The organism is Nocardioides sp. (assembly GCF_035697785.1).
Lineage (GTDB): Bacteria > Actinomycetota > Actinomycetes > Propionibacteriales > Nocardioidaceae > Nocardioides_B.
The window spans coordinates 40,131-56,732 of the sequence record NZ_DASSCL010000024.1 but is presented as its reverse complement, the minus strand read 5'-3'; the positions used below and the strand labels follow the sequence as shown (position 1 = coordinate 56,732).

Genomic DNA, 16,602 nt, shown 5'->3' with positions numbered 1-16,602 from the left:
CGCGTGCCCACCACGGACACGCGAACCCCCCGTGGCAGGATGGCATCCCGTGGCCGAACTGCAGTTCTTCACCGGGACCATGGACTCCGGCAAGTCGACGCTCGCGCTCCAGACCAACCACAACCACGCGGCCCGGGGACGCGTCGGACGGATCTTCACCAGCCACGACCGCGCGGGTGCCGCCACCCTGTCGAGCCGCCTCGGCCTGCAGCACGACGCCATCGAGGTGGACGGCGACTTCGACTTCTGGAAGTACGTCGTGGGGGCGCTCACGCGCGGCGGCCGGGTCGACTACCTGATCTGCGACGAGGCCCAGTTCTACAGCCCGTCCCAGATCGAGCAGCTGGCCCGCGTCGTCGACGAGCTGCAGATCGACGTGTTCGCGTTCGGGATCCTCACCGACTTCCGGTCCATCCTGTTCCCCGGGTCGGCCCGGCTGGTCGAGCTCGCCGACCGGATGAACGTCCTCCAGGTCGAGGCGCTGTGCTGGTGCGGCAAACGCGCCACGCAGAACGCCCGCACCGAGAACGGCGAGATGGTGACCGAGGGTGAGGTCATCGTCGTCGGGGACGTCGACTCGTCGGACGGCGACGCGCTCCCGGAGGTCGGCTACGAGGTGCTCTGCCGCCAGCACCACCGGCGCGGCATGACCGCGAGCCGGGCGCACGCCGTGCAGATGATCGGCGACCCGCTGCCGTTCGGGGACAGCCGGCTCGGATGAACCTGCCCGGGATGCACCTCGACGCGGTCCTGCGGCCCGAGCGACTCCCCGCGCTGGCACCGGACGTCACCGTCCTCGACGTCCGCTACGCGACCGGCCGGACCGACGGGCGGGAGCGGTACCTCGACGGCCACGTCCCGGGCGCGGTGTTCGTCGACCTCGAGGCCGATCTCTGTGACCCCGTCGGCGACGGCACGAGGGGCCGGCACCCGCTGCCGAGCGTCGACCGGTTCGAGTCCGCGATGGGCCGCGCGGGCGTGCGCAACGACCGCGGCGTGGTGGTGTACGACGACTGGGACGGCAGCGCTGCCACCCGCGCGTGGTGGCTGCTCACCTATCACGGGCACCGCGACGTGAAGGTGCTCGACGGCGGCTGGCGGGGTCACCTCGACGCCGGCGGCGCCACCGAGACCGGCGACGTCGTGCCAGGGCCGGGCGACTTCACCGCCGACCCCGGACACCTGCCGGTCGTCGACGCCGAGGGGGCCGCCCGGGTGGCGCGCGAGGGAGTCCTCATCGACGTCCGTGAGCCGCGGCGCTATCGCGGCGAGGTGGAGCCGATCGACCCGGTCGCCGGGCACATCCCCGGGGCGGTGAACATCCCCTACCAGGTCAACCTCGGCCCGCCGCGGGAGGAGCACCGGGACTTCCGGATCTTCGACGACCTCGGCACCCACCTCCACCTGGGGGGCGTCCGCGTCGAGGACGAGGTCGCGGTGTACTGCGGGTCGGGGGTCACCGCGACGCACATCGTGTTCGCGCTGCACCGGCTCGGCAAGACGGCTGCCCTGTACCCCGGCTCGTGGAGCGAGTGGGTCTCCGACCCGGACCGGCCCGTCGAGACCGGCGGTGCGACGCCGCCCGCGCTGGAGCGCTGGGGACGTACGCCGTGACCTCGACGCCGGTCGCTCGTTGAGCCTGGCAGGACCGACCCCCACAGGGGTGGGGTCTGCCAGGACCCGGGCCCGGGTCGTCGTCCATGTCGCCGTCCCGACGGACGACGCCCGGTCTCGGCCTCTCCGGCCGCGGCGGTCAGGCTGTTGCCTGCCACGCCTCGGCCGGCCCGGCGAGCTGGGCCGACATCTCGTCGAACATGCTCGCCGCCGTCGCCACGTCGAGCAGCCCGGCCTCGTAGCCGGTCCACCCCAGAGCCTCGGCGCCGTCGAAGACCACCTCGCCGGAAGGGACGGCACCCGGGTTCAGCACGGTGCGTGAGCCGGCGCCCGCGGTGCGATGCTCCTCGCAGTCGCACTCCGACCGCAGCACCAGGCTGGTGAGGTCGCTCGCGTCGTACCGACGGAGGCTGACCCTGGTGCCGCGGGCCAGGAAGTGCAGCGCCGTGCCGTCGTCGCGGCGCAGCCACAGCTGGATGGGCACCGCGTGGGACGCGGCGAGCACCGAGTAGCCACGCGCCGAGAGGGCGCCGACCCAGGCGGCGAAGGTGAGGGGCGTGTGCGAGATGGTCGTCATGCGAGGTCCTGTGTGTGCTGGTGTCGGCCGGGCAGCGAAGTGGCACCAGCCGGGGCTGGTGTCAGCGGCAGCGACAACACAGGTGATGCATGGTCCGACCAGGGTGACCGAGCGGCGCGGGTTTGTCAGCCGTGTCTCACGATCCGGGCGACGTCACCAGTGCACGCCCTTGAGCAGCCGGGCCAGCAGCAGCTGCTGGGGGCTCGGCTGGTCACCGTGGTCCTCCTCGGCGGCCGCGCGGGCGGCGGCCGAGTCCGGGAACACCTGGTAGGCCATGTGCAGCACCCGGAACGAGGTCTTCGGGGCCAGGGTGTGCGCGACGGCGCCGAGCGAGCCGAGGGCGGTGTTGACCTCGTGCGGGCGGTCGGCGAGCGCGTGCAGCACCAGGTCCGCGGCCTGCGCCGGGGTGATCGTCGGGAACCGGTCGTAGATCTTGGTGGGGGCGATCATCGGGGTCCTCACCAGCGGCATGTGGATCGTCGTGAACGAGACCCCGTCGCCGACCAGCTCCGAGCTGACCACGTTGGACCACGAGTCGAGCGCGGCCTTCGACGCGACGTACGCCGAGAACCGCGGCGGGTTGGTCTGCACGCCGATCGAGCTCACGTTGACGATGTGACCGGCACCCTGGGCTCGCATGGCCGGCAGCAGGCCCATCACCAGCCGGACGGCACCGAAGTAGTTGAGCTGCATGGTGCGCTCGAAGTCGTGGAACCGGTCGTGGCTCAGCGCGAGCGACCTCCGGATCGAACGGCCGGCGTTGTTCACGATGAAGTCGACGCGGTCGTGCTCGGCGAGGATCTGCTCGCACAGCCTGTCGATGGCCTCGAGGTCGGAGAGGTCGCATCCGTAGACGTACGCCGTACCGCCGGCCGCCTCGATCTCCGCCCTCGTCTCCTCGAGCTTGTCCTTCCCCCGGGCGACGAGCAGCGGCACCCCGCCGGCCTGCGCGACCTTGAGCGCGGCCACCTTGCCGATGCCCGACGACGCGCCGGTGATGACCACGGTCCGACCGGAGAGGGCCTCGACGAGGTCGGCGTCCCGGGCGGTGTCGGTGTCGAGGTGCTCCTCCCAGTAGTTCCACAGCGCGAGCGCGTAGCTGTCGAGGTCGGGCACCGCGATGCCGGAGCCGGCGAGCAGCCGCTCGGTGGCCCGGGCGGCGTACCTCGTCGGGAACGACACGTGCTCGAGCACCTCGGGCGGCACGCCGAGCCGGCCGACCGTCTCCCGGAGCACCAGCTGTGCGGGCGCGCTGCCGAGGACGTTGCTGACGATGTTGCCCGGCCGCAGGGCGCGGGGGAGCAGCCCGGTCGGCAGCACCCCGGTGACGCGGCGGTCGACCGGCACGGCGAACCGGGGCGCCTTGGCGGCCGCGGCCAGCGTGTTGACCACGTCGATCGTCGGCTGCGGGTCGGGGTTCACGAGGTGGAACGCCTCACCGTCGTGTCCGGGCAGGTGCGCGAGGTGGTCCATCGCCGACGCGACGTAGTCGACCGGCACCACGTTGGTGTCGCCGAGGTCGACCCCGACCATCGGCAGCCACGACGGCAGGTTGTCCCGCAGCCGTTTGAACAGGGGGAAGAAGTAGTAGGGCCCGTCGATCTTGTCCATGGCGCCGGTCTCGGAGTGGCCGACGACCACGGCCGGCCGGTAGACGCGCCACGGCACCGTGGACTCCTCGCGGACGATGCGCTCGGACTCGAACTTCGTGCGGTGGTACGGCGACGGGAGCGACTGTCCGACGTCGAACATGGTCTCGTCGTAGGTGCCGTGGTAGTCGCCCGAGGCCGCCACCGAGGAGACCTGGTGGAACACGCCGGCGTCGAGCGCGGTGGCCAGCTCCAGAGCGGCGCGGGTGCCACCGACGTTGAGCTTCTCGTTGAGCTCGTCGGACGCGGTCATGTCGTAGACCGCGGCGAGGTGGAAGAAGTGGTCGATGGCGCCGTGGTGCTCGCGGATCCAGGCGCGGGAGAGTCCCAGCCGCGGCTTGCCGAGGTCGCCCTCGACCGGTGTCACCCGGGAGCCGGCGTCCCAACGCCGCATCAGTGCGTCCATCCGGGCGCGGGACCCCTTGCGCACCAGCACGAAGATCTCGCCCTCGCGGTGGTCGAGCAGCTCGGCGACGAGGTGTCGTCCGATGAACCCGGTCGCGCCGGTCACGAAGTACGCCATGGACAACAGTATTACCCGTGAGTAACTTTGCTGTCCAGGCGACGCGGCGTGACCTGGCCGGTCACGCCCGTCCTATCGGGAACGGCTGCTCGGGTGTCGCGTCGGGGTGGTTGACCCCGAAGCAGGTCAGGACCGACTCGCTGTCGGGATCGACGAACACCACGAACAGCCACGGTTCCTTCGGGTGGGTCACGTGACCGACCCGCAGTGAGTTCTGCGGAGCGATGCTCAGGCGCTCGACCGCGTCCGTGAACCCGACCGTCGGGGCGGGGTCCGACCGGTCCGCCTCGGTCGCGAGGAGGTCGCGGTACTCGACACGGAGCACATCCGTGGCGATCGGCTCGTGGGCGAGACGGAGCTCTCCGCCGCCTGCGAGGAGGTCACTGCACAGGGCGAACGTCGGGCCGGGCTGGTCGAGACCCGCGGGCATCGGCATGCGCCGAGTCTGCCCGTCCGGTCAGGCGGTGTCGACGCTGGTGACCGAGATCAGGGTCGCGCCCAGGTCGCGCACCTTGGCCAGCAGGCCGTGCAGCTCCGCCTGGTCGGTCAGCACGCCGCGGATGCTGGTGGTGCCGTCGGCCTCCAGGGTGAGGGTCAGACCCTCGAACCAGGCCGCCCAGTGGTCGTCGAGGTGTCCGGCGACCCGGAGCTCGTAGCCGGTGGCCGCATCGGGTGCGTCTCGTCCCGTCATCGTGACCTCGCCCCGGCCCTGCCGGCACGGCGGATGACCCACTCGGCGACCGCCGCGTTGATGACCCAGCCGGCGCTGACCGAGAGGGCGGTGCCCAGGTCGTCGGTGCCGAGGAGGGACTCTCCGAAACCCTGGGTGAGCGCCTGCGTGCCGGCGGCGACGCCGAGCGCGTAGGCACGGATCATCCAGGCCCGGTGTGCGGCGATGTCGCGGCGCCGGATCGCGGTGAACCCGAGCACGATGCAGGCCGCCATGGTGGAGCTGACCACGACCCGGACGGCCCAGAGCAGGTCACCGCCGGGTGCGCCGGGGTAGAAGAGCGTCATCCAGAGACCCGAGAGGGCCACCACCAGCCCGGCTCCGACCAGGACGCGGCCGGCGCCGCGGTGCCAGCCCCGCCACCGGCGGCGTACCCGAGCGGAGAACTGGAACGCGCCGGTGACGGCGTAGACGGCCGCTGCGACGATGTGCGCGATCACGGGCGCCGGGGAGGCGTCGATGCGCGGGTTGGTCGGGAGCAGCTGCGGGCCGCCGACGATCTCCACCAGCCGGAGCGACCCGGCGACCACCGGAATCACGCTGAGCAGCACGAGGGCGGCCGGGACCCGCCACGCCGACCCTTCCGGCCGACCCGGCCGGACGGGCGGTGCCGGCCGGATCGGCGTGCGGGTGGTCATTCGGCACCGGCCGAGGACATGCGCGGGCGGGGGACGTCGCTCGTCGCCGCCGTGGTGGACGTCTCGGTGCGGGTGGTGCGCCACAGCGAGTATCCGAGGCCGATCATGGCGATGGCGTTGGGGAAGGCGAGGAACCGGTAGAAGGCGTCGGGCATCACCGCGAGCGCGACGCTGACCAGGCCGCCGACGGCGAGCAGCGCGGCCGCCCACCGGGTCAGGACGTGGGCGCGGAACAGGGCGATGCCGAAGAGCAGGCCGCCGGCCAGGTAGGCCAGGCCCTGGACCTGGAACACGGTGACCAGCGCTCCGATGTCGCCCTCGGGGCTGCCGTTGGTGGAGGCGGCGAGGACGTCGTTGACGTAGCCCGGGTTGCTCTCGGCCAGGGACGGCAGCACGAAGGCGGCCACGTAGGGCGGGACCATGATCAGCAGGTAGCCGGCGGCGAGGACCAGGTAGCCGATCAGGCCGAGCAGGCCGTTGCGGCGGACCTGGCTGAGGTACATGCCGGTGATGCCGGCCAGGGCCAGGGCGGCCATCAGCACCTTCACGGAGTTGCGGACCACGACCTCGGTGCCGGTGATCGAGTCGGCGTCCATGTGCGGGTGGCCGATGTTGACGCCGATGAACAGGACGCCGGCGGTGGCCGCCGCGACACCGGCGAGTCGGGTCAGGGTGGTGGGGGTGATGGTCATGTCCGGCTCCTGTTCCGGTGGTCCGTGGCGGTCGCCGCGGGAGATGCTCGGAACGTACGGCGCGCTGGGGTGACCGGGCGTCACCACATGTGGTGACCGACGATGTGACTTGCTAGAGCAGGCCGAGCCGGCGGGCCCGGCGTACGGCCGCGGCGCGGTTGTTGACGTCGAGCTTGGTGAAGATGCGCTTGGTGTGGGTCCGCAGCGTGTTGAGGGAGACGAACAGCCGGCGGGCGATCTCGGGGCCGGTGAGCTCGCTGTCGAGCAGCCGCAGGACGTCGAGCTCGCGGTCGCTGAGCGGGTCCGGCAACACGTCCCGGGCCGGGCGTGAGGTGCCCACTGCCTCGAGGAGCCGGCGCGCATGCCGGTGCAGCACGTCGTGGGTGTCGCCGGACTCACCGGCGGCGTCCCGCAGCAGGGTGAGCATCGGGGTGCCCTCGTCGAGGAACAGCCGCACGTAGCCCTCCGGCTCCGGAGCCCGGGCCAGCGCCCGGTCCAGCCCGGCGAACGCCTCGGCCCGGTCGCCGTCGGCATGCCGGACGAGCGCCCGCAGCACCCCGATCTCGAGCAGGCTCCCGGCACGGTTCGGCTCTGCGTCGGCCTGAAGCCGGTCGAGAAGGATCGCCGCGTCGCGGAGCCGCTCGCCGCCGCCGCGGGCGAGCAGGAGGCGCACGAAGGTGAGGTGGTCGTACTCACGCAGGTACGTCGCAGCCGCGGCGGACGGGACGCCGTGGTCGTCCGCCCACGCCTCGGCCGCGGCCAGGTCGCCGGCCGCGATGTGGATGCGGGCCTGCATCGCGGGGATCGGGCGAACGTCCGGGTAGAAGCCGTGCCGGTACAGCTCCGCGGCCTGACCGAGCAGCTGCGTCACGGTGTCGTGGTCCCCGAGGGCTGCGCGCACCTGGGCCATCGCGACGTACCAGCGGTGCCGGTTCTCGGTGATCGACGCGCGCTCGCCGAGCTCCCGGGCGGTCTCGAGGTGCTCCGATGCGCTGTCCAGGTCGTTGAGCTCGCGGTCGAGCTCGGCCAGCCCGACGTGCAGGTCCGCGGCGGCCCGCGGATACGGCGGCCCACCTCCGGTCGCCGACTCGAGGGCCACGTCGTACAGCCGGCGGGCGCGGCCGGGTTGGCCGGCAGCGACCCACATGTCGGCGAGCGGGATCGTGCTGTCCAGCTCGTCGACGAGGTTGCCGGCGGCGTGCAGGTGGCGGACCGCCTCGGTGAAGGTGGGCAGCGCCTCCTCGATGTCACCGGCCGCCCAGGCGGCCAGACCGAGGTACCCGGCGCCGGCACCGCGCACGAAGTGGTCCTCGGGGCCGGACAGGTCCATTGCCTGCCGCGCGTGACGCACCGTGCCGGCGACGTCGCCACGCGCCTGCGCCAGCGACGCCCGGTAGACCGGGATCGTCGCCGGCGCGAGGCGCAGGTCCTCGGTGTCGGCCCAGGTGCCGGCGAGCTCGGGGTGCTCGGCGCCCGCGGCCAGCGCCGCCTCGGCGTCGTCGAGTCGGCGCTCCATGGCGTCGAGGTCACCGGACATCAGCCGCGACCAGCCGGACACGATGCTGAGGACCGGGCTGCGGCGCACCACGGAGTCCGGCAGGGACCGCATCCAGCTCAGCAGCAGGCCGTCCTGTCGCGCGCGGCGCACCTCCGGCAGAGCCTCTTCCATGAGGTAGGCGGCCCGGTCGTGGTCCGGGGCGGCCAGGGCGTGCCGCACCGCGTCCTCGACGAGGCCGTGTGCGGCGTACCACGCGCTGGCGCTCAGGTGCAGTCCGGGCACCGCGTCGGGTTGCTCGGCGAGCAGGCGCGCGAGCAGCACGTCGGCGAAGAGGTGGTGGTAGCGGTACCAGGACCGGTCGGTGTCCAGCGGCACCAGGAACAGGTTCCCCCGCTCGAGGTGCTCCAGCACTCGGGCACCCTCGCTGCCGCCGGTGACCGCGTCACACAGGTCACCGGTGAGCCGGTCCAGGACGGAGGTCCGGAGCAGGAACTCGCGCACCTCGGGTGGTTGGCGGGCGAGCACCTCGTCGGCGAGGTAGTCGATGACGAACCGGTTGCTGCCGGTGAACGCGTCGATGAAACCGGCGACGGCTTCGCGTTCGGGCAGGTCCCGCAGGGACAGCCCAGCCAGCTGCAGGCCGGCGATCCAGCCCTCGGTGCGATCCTCGAGCGCCGCCACGTCATCGGCGGCGAGGTCCAGGCCCATCACGCGGTTGAGGAACTCGAGTGCCTCCGACGGCGTGAAGCGAAGGTCGGCCGCGCGCACCTCCGTCAGCTGTCCCCGGCTGCGGAGCCGGGCCAGGGGCAGGACCGGGTCGGACCTGGTCGCCAGCAGCAGGTGCAGCCGGTCCGGCAGCTGGTCCAGGAGGAACGCCATCGCCTCGTGCACCTCCGCTGCCTCGAGGACGTGGTAGTCGTCGAGGACAAGGAGACGATGGGTGCCCGGAGACTGCTCACCGGCACGCACGATCTCGTTGAGCAGGGCGGTCAGGGCGGCCGACCCGTCGGCGGCCATCGGTGCGACGACCCCCCGGTCGAGGGGCAGGCCGGTGCGCTCGAGGGCGGCGGCCAGGTGGGCCAGGAGCCGCGACAGGTCGTTGTCCCCGTCGTCCAGTGAGAGCCATCCGGTGCCGGTGCCGGGTCGCTGCCGCGAGGCGGCGTCGAGCCAGTCGGTGAGCAGGGTGGTCTTGCCGAAGCCGGCGGGCGCGGAGACGAGCGTGAGGCGGTTGCCGTCGTCGAACGTGCGGTCGAGGCGCGCGGCGAGACGTGGGCGGGCAACCAGCCGCGCCCGCGGGGTGGGCGCGAACAGCTTGGTGGCGAGCACCGTCGTCGACACGCACGGATCATAGGATCGCGCTTGCGAAGGCATCGTTTATCGATATATTCTAACTGTCATTCGATAACGAGGGAGTTCACATGGGCAACCTGGCCTTGCTCGCGCTGCGCATCGTGCTCGCGATGGTGCTCGCCGGCTCGCTGTTCGTGCAGACGGTGATGGTGCCCCTGCTCTGGTCGGACCTGGACGGGCTCGACCCGGAGTACTCCTACCTGCGCACGTCGCTGGTGGTCATCGTCGTGCTGGGCATCGCGACCATCCAGGTCACGCTGGTGTGCGTCTGGCGGCTGCTGACGATGGTGCGGCGCGGCACCGTGTTCTCCCACGCCGCCTTCCGGTACGTCGACGTGGTGATCGGCGCCATCTCGGCCGCGTCCCTGCTCATCTTCGGACTCGGCTTCATCCTCGCGCCGGGCGAGGCGGCCGCCCCGGGCGTGGTGCTGCTGGTCGGAGGCGCCGGCGTGCTGGTCGCGGGCATCGCCCTGATCGTCCTGGTGCTCCGGATGCTGCTCGCCCAGGCGGTCGCCCGGGATGCGGAGGCGCAGCACCTGCAGGCCGAGCTCGACGAGGTGATCTGATGCCCATCGTGGTCGACGTCGACGTGATGCTGGCCAAGCGGAAGATGCCCGTGGGCACGCTCGCCGAACGCGTCGGCATCACCCCTGCCAACCTGGCCGTGCTGAAGAACGGACGCGCCAAGGCGGTGCGCTTCACCACGCTTGCCGCGCTGTGCGAGGTGCTCGACTGCCAGCCCGGTGACCTCCTGCGCTGGGAGCCGGACCCAGAGGGAGGTTGACCCGCTTCCTCGGCGCCGTCAGCATGAGGCCGTGGTCGAGGTGCTGGAGGCTGACTACCTGGTCGTGGGTGCGGGTGCGGCCGGCATGGCGTTCACGGACGCGCTGATCGACCACGCCGACGTCAGCGTCGTCATGGTCGACTCCCGTCACGGCGCGGGCGGACACTGGCTCGACGCCTACCCGTTCGTCCGGCTTCACCAGGCGTCCGCGTTCTACGGGGTCGCCTCGACACTGCTCGGGAACGGGCGCATCCAGCAGGACGGTCCCGAGGCGGGCCTGCACGAGCGCGCGACCGCGCCGGAGGTCTGCGCCTACTACGACCGGGTGCTGCGCGAGCGGATGCTGGCCTCCGGGAAGGTGACCTTCTACCCGGGCTGTGACCACCTCGGCGGGGGCCGGTTCGTGTCGCGCCTGTCCGGACGGCAGTACGAGGTCCGCGGCCGGCCGCGCGTCGTCAACGCGCACTACCTGTCGCCACACATCCCGGCGGTGACGCCCGCACCGTTCGGCGTCGCCGACGGGGTGAACGTGGTGGCCGTGAACGACCTGGTCCGGCTCGGTGCCGCGCCGTCGCAGTTCGTGGTCGTCGGATCGGGGAAGACCGCCACCGACGCCTGCATCTGGCTGCTCGCCAACGGGGTCGACCCCGACGCCATCCGCTGGGTCCGGCCACGTGAGCCGTGGATGCTCAACCGCGCGGTCGTCCAGCCGGACCCGACCGTGTTCCTCGGGATGGCGGCGGACGTCATGGAGGCCGCGATCCAGGCGTCGTCACCGGACGACCTGTTCCTCCGCATGGAGGAGGCCGGCGTGGTGCTGCGCATCGACCGGTCCGTGACGCCGACGATGGCCAAGACGCCGACGCTCGCCCAGTGGGAGCTCGACCGGCTGCGCACCATCGAGGACGTCGTCCGGCTCGGGCACGTCAAGCACGTGGAGCCCAAACGGCTGGTGCTGGACGAGGGCGAGGTCTCCATCGCGGAGGATGCCGTGGTCGTGCACTGCGCCGCCTCGGGGCTGCGGTACGAGCCGTTGGTCCCGATCTGGGGCAGCGAGGCGATCACGCTGCAACCGATCCGCTCCGGCTTTCCCTGCTTCGGCGCGGCGCTGGCCGGCTACGTGGAGGCCGTCTTCGACGACGACCAGGAGAAGAACCGGCTGTGCCCGCCGTCGCCGCTCTCCAACACCCCACCCGACTGGGCGCTCATGCAGGTGCTCGGCGGCAAGGCCTCGATCTCGTTCGGGTCGGACGCCGGCGTCAAGGCGTGGGCGGACACGGTGCCGCTCAACCCGGCCCGCATCCCCGCCGACGTGGCGGACTCGGAGGAGCTGAGCGCCGCGGTTGCGCGGTTCCGCGCGAGTGTCGGCCCGGGGATGGCCCGGATGGCCGAGCTCGCGCGAATGCCCTGACTAGTCGCCCTTGCCGCCGCCGAACATGATCTCGTCCCAGCTCGGAACCGACGCACGACCGCGCTTCTTCGAGGGCTTGCGCGCCGGCTCCTCCTCCTGCTCCGCCTCGGGCTCGTCGTCGGCGGGAGCCGGCCGGGCCGGCTCGGGACGGTCGCTGGCCTGCGTGGCGATCCAGTCGGCGTCACCCGCTGTGGTCAGGTCCGCGGTCCGCTCCTCGTCGTGCCGCGAGGAGGCCGGCTCGCTCACCAGCCCGATGGCGTCCTCGCCCAGTGGCAGCTCGTCGTCGGCCGGTACGGCGGAGAGCCGCCGGCCGGCGGGTGCCGCCGTGCGCGGCTGCGGGCCCTTGCTGGCGGACTGCTCGCCGACCAGCCAGCGGGCCTCGTCGTCCTCGGCCACGACGTAGCGCCCGGGAGCGTCGAAGACGAACTCGGCGTGCCGCGTGCTCTCACCCGAGCGGTAGTCGGCGACCAGCGTCCAACGGCCGTCCTCCCGACGCCAGGCGTCCCAGTCGACGGTCGCGGGGTCGACGTTGCGCGAGCGCAGCCGCTCGGCGACCGCGTCCCCGAGCAGTCGCGTGGAGCCCTCGCCCCCCTTGCGGCGCAGGGAGGCCCGCTGGGCACGGTCGGCGATGTGCGCACGCTCGGCCAGCACGGGCGTGGCGTAGCCCATGATCTTGTCGATGCTGGTGGACGCGGCGGCGGCGACGCTCTCGGGTGTCTCCCCGGCGCGGATCCGGGCCTGGATGTCGCGGGGTCGCAGTGCGCTCTCCATGGTGATCTCCAACTGGCCGAGGCGGGCATGGTCACCTCGAAGGGCGGCCCGGAGCTTTGCGTCGGCTGCCAGCCTGAACTCCTCGCCCGAGTCGCTGACCAGGACCAGTGCGGTCCCGTCGTCGGTCAGCCCCACGAGCGTGAGGTCCTGCTGGTCCATTGCCTGTGCGTGCTCCCTTGTGCATGTCGTCGTGACGTTTCGCTGAGCCTACTTCAGCGGTGTCCGCCGCCGGCGGCACGCGCCGTGTCGCGGGTGCGTGTCTGTGAAGTCGGGGTCGCGACGACGAGTAGCCTCCCGGGCATGCAACCGGGCGTCGCGGATCCGAGCGTGCTGATCACGGTCCTCGACCTGGTCGGCATCTTCGTGTTCGCGATCTCCGGCGGGCTGGTGGCGGTCCGCAAGGATCTCGACATCTTCGGCGTCCTGGTCCTCGCCGGGACGACCGGACTCGGCGGCGGGTTCCTGCGCGACGTGCTCATCGGTGCGCTGCCGCCGGCCGCCCTGGCCGACTGGCGCTACCTGATCGTGCCGGTGACCGCCGGGCTGGTGACGTTCTGGTTCCACCCCGCGATCGGTCGACGGGAGCGGGTGATCAACGTCTTCGACGCCGCCGGGCTCGCGCTCTTCTGCGTCACCGGCGCGGTGAAGGCGCTCTCGTTCGGGCTGGGTCCGGTGCCCTCGGCGCTGATGGGGATGCTCACCGGGATCGGCGGCGGCATCCTGCGGGACATCCTCGCGGGTCGGGTCCCGATCGTGCTGCGCGGCGAGCTCTACGCGACCCCGGCCCTGGTCGGCGCCGCGATCGCGGTGGTGGGCACGGAGGCGGGCCTGGGCGTCGGCGTGGTGGCCGTCCCGGCCGCGCTGGTCTGCCTGCTGTGGCGGCTGCTGGCGATGCGCCGCGGCTGGCAGGCGCCACGCCCGACCAGCTCGGCGAGCACCTGACCGCCCCTCAGGCGCCCAGCACCCGGTCGAGGTAGCGGTTGGAGAACAGCCGGTCGGGGTCGACCCGGTCCCGGACCCGCTGCACGTCGGTCCAGCGCGGGTACGCCGGAGCGAGGTCGGCGGCGGTCCTCGTGTGCAGCTTGCCCCAGTGCGGGCGGCCGTCGTGCGCGCGCATGACGCGCTCCACCTCGCGGAAGTACGCCGTGTGGTCGGTCTGCGCGTTGACGTGGAAGGCGAGGTACACCGAGTCCCGTTCGTACGCCGTGGACAGCCACACGTCGTCACCCCGGGCGTAGCGGATCTCGACCGGGAAGCTGATCGGCCAGCCGCCGCGCTCCATCACCCGGCGCGCCTCGGCGAGCGCCGTCATGCCCGCCGCGCGCGGCACGGCGTACTCCATCTCCCGGAAGCGGACCAGGCGCTCGGAGACGAACACCCGGTGGGAGGTGTCGACGTAGCTGCGCGCGGTCAGCGCCTGGGAGCCGACCCGGTTCAGCGCCGGCACCAGCCTCGGCACGGCGTTGCCCAGCCGGTTGGAGAGGCCGAACACCCGGTTGGCGAGCAGGTGGTCGTCGAGGTAGGCACGCATGCGGGGCAGCGGCTGCGCCGGGTCGGCTGACCGGTCGTCCCGCTTGCAGAGCGCGCGCTCGGTGTGCGGGAACCAGTGGATGTCGACGTGGTGGTGCCGCTCGACCAGCTCGTCGAACCCACCCACGATCTGCTCCCACGTCATCGGCTCCTCGACGGCCTGGACGAGGAACGCCGGCTCGACGAGAAGGGTGACGGCGGTGAGGATCCCGACGGCCCCCAGCCCCAGCCGCGCCACGTGGAAGAGGTCAGGGTCCCGGTCGGGGGTGGAGGTCACGACCGTCCCGTCGGCCGTGACCAGCTCGACCCCCACGACCTGGGCCGACAGCGATGCCCACTGACCGCCCGACCCGTGTGTGCCGGTCGAGATCGCCCCGGCGACGGTCTGCCGGTCGATGTCGCCCATGTTGTGCAGCGCGAGCCCGAGGGCGTCGAGCCGTGCGTTGAGCATGTGCAGCGGGGTGCCGGCCAGCACCGTCACGGTCATCGCGTCCCGGTCGACGCTGCGCACGCCGACGAGCCGGTCCGGACGCAGCAGCAGCCCGTCCGCGACGGCCACGTCGGTGAAGGAGTGGCCGGTGCCGACCATCTTGACGCCGACCTCGAGCTCGCGGGCGGTGTGCACGGCGCGCACGACGTCGTCGACGTCGGCGGGGGAGCGCACCTCACGGGGCTCGGCGGTGGCCAGCCCCGACCAGTTCTGCCACGAGGTGCTCGTCATGGCGGTGAGGCTATCCGGGCATACTCGAACGCATGGTGGCGCGCACGCTCGACGAGGCGGTCGGCGACGTCCGCCGCCGGATGGGCGACCGGCTGTTCGCGCGGGTCGCCGGACCCGAGGGGCCGCGCCGTCGCGAGCGCATCCACGGCACCCCGGGTCCGCGCTGGTTCGGCGAGGACAGCGCGATCCGCCGGGTGCACGGCGACGCCTCCATGTTCGCCGGCGGCATCCGCGCACTGCTGCTGCAGTCCCTTCACCCGCTGGCGATGGCCGGCGTGGTCGACCACTCCGGCTTCCAGGGCGACCCGTGGGGCAGGCTGCAGCGCACCAGCCACTTCCTCGCCGTCACCACCTTCGGCCCGGCCGCGCATGCCGAGAAGATGGTCACCGCGGTCCGCAGGGTCCACGAGACCGTGGTCGGGACCGCGCCGGACGGCCGCCCGTACGCCGCGTCCGACCCGCACCTCCTCGAGTGGGTGCACATCGCCGAGATCGACAGCTTCCTCACCGCCCACCAGCTGTACGGCGCCCGGCCGCTCGACCAGGCCGGCCGCGACGCCTACGTCGCGGAGACCGGCAGGGTGGCCGCGGCGCTCGGCGTCCTCGACCCGCCGCGCACGGAGGCGCAGCTCGCGGAGCGGCTGGAGCGCTACCGCCCAGAGCTGGCCGCGACGCCGGCGGCCCGCGAGACCGCGCGGTTCCTGCTGCTGCACCCGCCGCTGCCGGTGCCGGCCCGTGCGCCGTACGGGCTGCTCGCCGCGACCGCGGTGAGCATGCTGCCGCGCTGGGCGAGGCGCGAGCTCCGGCTGCCGGTCCTCCCGCGGACCGAGGCGGTCGCCGTGCGCGCGGCCGGCACCCTGGCTACGAGGACGATTCGGTGGGCGATGACGCCGCCCCCGCCCGGCCGCGAGCGGCAGCCCGCCGATGAGCCGCCGCGGCGGCGATGAACGCGGCGCCCACGCCGACGAAGCCCGACGCGACGGGCACCCAGTAGGACGCCGAGGCACCCACCCGGTCCACCACCTGGCCGGCGAGCGCGGCGCCCGGAGCGATCCCCGCGGCCATCCCGGTGTGGATGATCGACATCCCCTCGGTGAGCCGCGCGGTCGGGACGACCTCCTCGGTCAGCGCCATCAGCGCGATGAGGGTGGGAGAGATCGCGAACCCCGCCACGAACAGCACGGCGCCCATCGGCACGAGCCCGTCGAGGAACGGCAGCGGTACGACGGACGACGCCAGCGCGAGCAGGCCCCAGCGGAACCGGGTCGCGTTGTCGACGCGCCACGTGATCGCCCCGGTCGCGATCCCGGAGACCAGGCTGCCGAACGCCCACGTGGCCAGCAGCACCCCGCTCGTCGCCTTCGCGTCGAGGGCCTCGGCGAACGCGACGGTGGCGACCTCCACCGACCCGAACAGCGAGCCGACCGCGGCCGAGGCCACGACCATCGGCAGCAGCGCCGGCCAGGGCAGCCGCGGTCGCTCGGCCCGGTCGGGGTGCGGCTCGTGCCGGGGCGGCTCGGTGCCCTTCTGGGCGGCCAGGGCGAGGGTGCCGGCGAGGCCGGTGACGACGGCGGTGCCGAGCCCGGCGAGAGGGTGCACGGCCGTGGCGAGCAACGTGACCAGCGTCGGGCCGAGCATGAACACGACCTCGTCCATCACCGCCTCGTAGGCGAACGCGGTCTGCAGCTGGGACTTGTCCGGCACGAGGTGGGTCCACCGGGCCCGGACCGCGGAGCCGACCACGGGCATCGCCGCGCCGGTGAGGAACGCGAACACCACGGCGGACGCGGCGCCCCGGTCGGTCTCGACCGACCACATCAGCAGTCCGAGCGCGACGGCGGACACGATCGCCCCGGCCGGTAGCACCCGGCCCTGCCCGAACCGGTCGGTCAGCCGGCCCTGCACGACCGCCATCGCCGCGTTGGCCAGGATGTACGCCGCCGAGACCGAGCCGGCCAGCGAGTACGACCCGGTCCGCGTGGACACCAGCAGGACGATGCCGAGGCTCACCATCGAGATCGGCAGCCGGGCGATCAGGCCGCTGACGGAGAAGGCGAGTGCGCCGGGGAGGGACAACACCCGGCGATAGGTGGTGAGCATCGCCCCGAATCCTA

17 protein-coding genes are annotated in these 16,602 nt (G+C 72.7%); 7 read left to right on the top strand and 10 right to left on the bottom strand.

Going from position 1 to position 16,602, the window contains the following annotated elements; genetic code table 11:
• Positions 1 to 49 precede the first annotated feature (49 nt).
• Both VFH10_RS03075 and VFH10_RS03070 read left to right on the top strand, forming a co-directional pair.
• Positions 50 to 721, top strand: coding sequence for a thymidine kinase (locus VFH10_RS03075; RefSeq protein WP_325125817.1), 672 nt, complete (start codon positions 50 to 52; stop codon positions 719 to 721).
• On the top strand, positions 718 to 1,614 hold the full coding sequence (locus VFH10_RS03070; protein ID WP_325125815.1) for a sulfurtransferase: 897 nt from the start codon (positions 718 to 720) through the stop codon (positions 1,612 to 1,614). Before VFH10_RS03075 ends, VFH10_RS03070 begins: the two co-directional genes overlap by 4 nt.
• Before the next feature lie 139 nt (positions 1,615 to 1,753).
• Here the strand turns inward: VFH10_RS03070 and VFH10_RS03065 are convergent, their stop codons facing one another.
• From VFH10_RS03065 to VFH10_RS03035, 7 genes are all read right to left on the bottom strand, one after another.
• Complete coding sequence (locus tag VFH10_RS03065) at positions 1,754 to 2,191, bottom strand: hypothetical protein (RefSeq protein ID WP_325125813.1); 438 nt, start codon at positions 2,189 to 2,191, stop codon at positions 1,754 to 1,756.
• A 153-nt stretch (positions 2,192 to 2,344) separates the two neighbouring features.
• Positions 2,345 to 4,363 carry an SDR family oxidoreductase gene (locus VFH10_RS03060; RefSeq protein ID WP_325125811.1) on the bottom strand — a complete coding sequence of 673 codons (2,019 nt, stop codon included), beginning with the start codon at positions 4,361 to 4,363 and terminating at the stop codon, positions 2,345 to 2,347.
• A 61-nt stretch (positions 4,364 to 4,424) separates the two neighbouring features.
• Positions 4,425 to 4,799, bottom strand: a complete 375-nt coding sequence (locus VFH10_RS03055; RefSeq protein ID WP_325125809.1) for a hypothetical protein — start codon at positions 4,797 to 4,799, stop codon at positions 4,425 to 4,427.
• 21 nt (positions 4,800 to 4,820) lie between these two features.
• Positions 4,821 to 5,054 carry a hypothetical protein gene (locus VFH10_RS03050; protein WP_325125807.1) on the bottom strand — a complete coding sequence of 78 codons (234 nt, stop codon included), beginning with the start codon at positions 5,052 to 5,054 and terminating at the stop codon, positions 4,821 to 4,823.
• Positions 5,051 to 5,731, bottom strand: a complete 681-nt coding sequence (locus VFH10_RS03045) for a DUF2306 domain-containing protein (protein ID WP_325125804.1) — start codon at positions 5,729 to 5,731, stop codon at positions 5,051 to 5,053. Before VFH10_RS03045 ends, VFH10_RS03050 begins: the two co-directional genes overlap by 4 nt.
• Positions 5,728 to 6,423 (bottom strand): hypothetical protein, encoded by a 696-nt coding sequence (locus tag VFH10_RS03040; RefSeq protein WP_325125802.1) that lies wholly within the window; start codon positions 6,421 to 6,423, stop codon positions 5,728 to 5,730. Before VFH10_RS03040 ends, VFH10_RS03045 begins: the two co-directional genes overlap by 4 nt.
• Before the next feature lie 112 nt (positions 6,424 to 6,535).
• The gene (locus VFH10_RS03035) at positions 6,536 to 9,259 is read right to left on the bottom strand and encodes a LuxR C-terminal-related transcriptional regulator (protein ID WP_325125800.1); all 2,724 of its coding nucleotides are present in this window, start codon (positions 9,257 to 9,259) and stop codon (positions 6,536 to 6,538) included.
• Between the two features lie 80 nt (positions 9,260 to 9,339).
• Between VFH10_RS03035 and VFH10_RS03030 the strand changes: the two genes are divergently transcribed.
• The 3 genes from VFH10_RS03030 to VFH10_RS03020 are packed head-to-tail and all read left to right on the top strand — an operon-like array spanning position 9,340 to position 11,466.
• A complete protein-coding gene (locus VFH10_RS03030) occupies positions 9,340 to 9,837 on the top strand; it encodes a DUF2975 domain-containing protein (RefSeq protein WP_325125798.1) in 498 nt (165 codons plus the stop codon).
• Positions 9,837 to 10,055: a helix-turn-helix transcriptional regulator gene (locus tag VFH10_RS03025; protein ID WP_325125797.1), complete on the top strand. Its 219-nt coding sequence runs from the start codon at positions 9,837 to 9,839 to the stop codon at positions 10,053 to 10,055. Before VFH10_RS03030 ends, VFH10_RS03025 begins: the two co-directional genes overlap by 1 nt.
• A gap of 31 nt (positions 10,056 to 10,086) precedes the next feature.
• Entirely contained in the window at positions 10,087 to 11,466 is a 1,380-nt protein-coding gene (locus VFH10_RS03020) for an FAD/NAD(P)-binding protein (RefSeq protein ID WP_325125795.1), read from the top strand.
• Here the strand turns inward: VFH10_RS03020 and sepH are convergent, their stop codons facing one another.
• Entirely contained in the window at positions 11,467 to 12,396 is a 930-nt protein-coding gene (gene sepH, locus VFH10_RS03015) for a septation protein SepH (RefSeq protein WP_325125793.1), read from the bottom strand.
• A gap of 141 nt (positions 12,397 to 12,537) precedes the next feature.
• Between sepH and VFH10_RS03010 the strand changes: the two genes are divergently transcribed.
• Entirely contained in the window at positions 12,538 to 13,179 is a 642-nt protein-coding gene (locus tag VFH10_RS03010) for a trimeric intracellular cation channel family protein (protein ID WP_325125791.1), read from the top strand.
• A gap of 7 nt (positions 13,180 to 13,186) precedes the next feature.
• Here VFH10_RS03010 and VFH10_RS03005 read toward each other — a convergent pair whose 3' ends face one another.
• On the bottom strand, positions 13,187 to 14,488 hold the full coding sequence (locus VFH10_RS03005; RefSeq protein WP_325125789.1) for a D-arabinono-1,4-lactone oxidase: 1,302 nt from the start codon (positions 14,486 to 14,488) through the stop codon (positions 13,187 to 13,189).
• Positions 14,489 to 14,520: 32 nt separating this feature from the next.
• Between VFH10_RS03005 and VFH10_RS03000 the strand changes: the two genes are divergently transcribed.
• The gene (locus VFH10_RS03000; protein WP_325125787.1) at positions 14,521 to 15,435 is read left to right on the top strand and encodes an oxygenase MpaB family protein; all 915 of its coding nucleotides are present in this window, start codon (positions 14,521 to 14,523) and stop codon (positions 15,433 to 15,435) included.
• On the opposite strand, the gene VFH10_RS02995 is transcribed toward VFH10_RS03000, so the two are convergent.
• A complete protein-coding gene (locus tag VFH10_RS02995) occupies positions 15,350 to 16,588 on the bottom strand; it encodes an MFS transporter (protein ID WP_325125785.1) in 1,239 nt (412 codons plus the stop codon). The two genes, VFH10_RS03000 and VFH10_RS02995, sit on opposite strands and share 86 nt — an antisense overlap.
• Positions 16,589 to 16,602: the final 14 nt, after the last annotated feature.

Coding starts and splice junctions, on each gene's coding strand:
- VFH10_RS03070 (WP_325125815.1), top strand. CDS start 718: ATGAACCTGCCCGGGATGCACCTCGACGCGGTCCTGCGGCCCGAGCGA.
- VFH10_RS03065 (WP_325125813.1), bottom strand. CDS start 2,191: ATGACGACCATCTCGCACACGCCCCTCACCTTCGCCGCCTGGGTCGGC.
- VFH10_RS03060 (WP_325125811.1), bottom strand. CDS start 4,363: ATGGCGTACTTCGTGACCGGCGCGACCGGGTTCATCGGACGACACCTC.
- VFH10_RS03055 (WP_325125809.1), bottom strand. CDS start 4,799: ATGCCGATGCCCGCGGGTCTCGACCAGCCCGGCCCGACGTTCGCCCTG.
- VFH10_RS03050 (WP_325125807.1), bottom strand. CDS start 5,054: ATGACGGGACGAGACGCACCCGATGCGGCCACCGGCTACGAGCTCCGG.
- VFH10_RS03045 (WP_325125804.1), bottom strand. CDS start 5,731: ATGACCACCCGCACGCCGATCCGGCCGGCACCGCCCGTCCGGCCGGGT.
- VFH10_RS03040 (WP_325125802.1), bottom strand. CDS start 6,423: ATGACCATCACCCCCACCACCCTGACCCGACTCGCCGGTGTCGCGGCG.
- VFH10_RS03030 (WP_325125798.1), top strand. CDS start 9,340: ATGGGCAACCTGGCCTTGCTCGCGCTGCGCATCGTGCTCGCGATGGTG.
- VFH10_RS03025 (WP_325125797.1), top strand. CDS start 9,837: ATGCCCATCGTGGTCGACGTCGACGTGATGCTGGCCAAGCGGAAGATG.
- sepH (WP_325125793.1), bottom strand. CDS start 12,396: ATGGACCAGCAGGACCTCACGCTCGTGGGGCTGACCGACGACGGGACC.
- VFH10_RS03010 (WP_325125791.1), top strand. CDS start 12,538: ATGCAACCGGGCGTCGCGGATCCGAGCGTGCTGATCACGGTCCTCGAC.
- VFH10_RS03005 (WP_325125789.1), bottom strand. CDS start 14,488: ATGACGAGCACCTCGTGGCAGAACTGGTCGGGGCTGGCCACCGCCGAG.
- VFH10_RS03000 (WP_325125787.1), top strand. CDS start 14,521: ATGGTGGCGCGCACGCTCGACGAGGCGGTCGGCGACGTCCGCCGCCGG.
- VFH10_RS02995 (WP_325125785.1), bottom strand. CDS start 16,588: ATGCTCACCACCTATCGCCGGGTGTTGTCCCTCCCCGGCGCACTCGCC.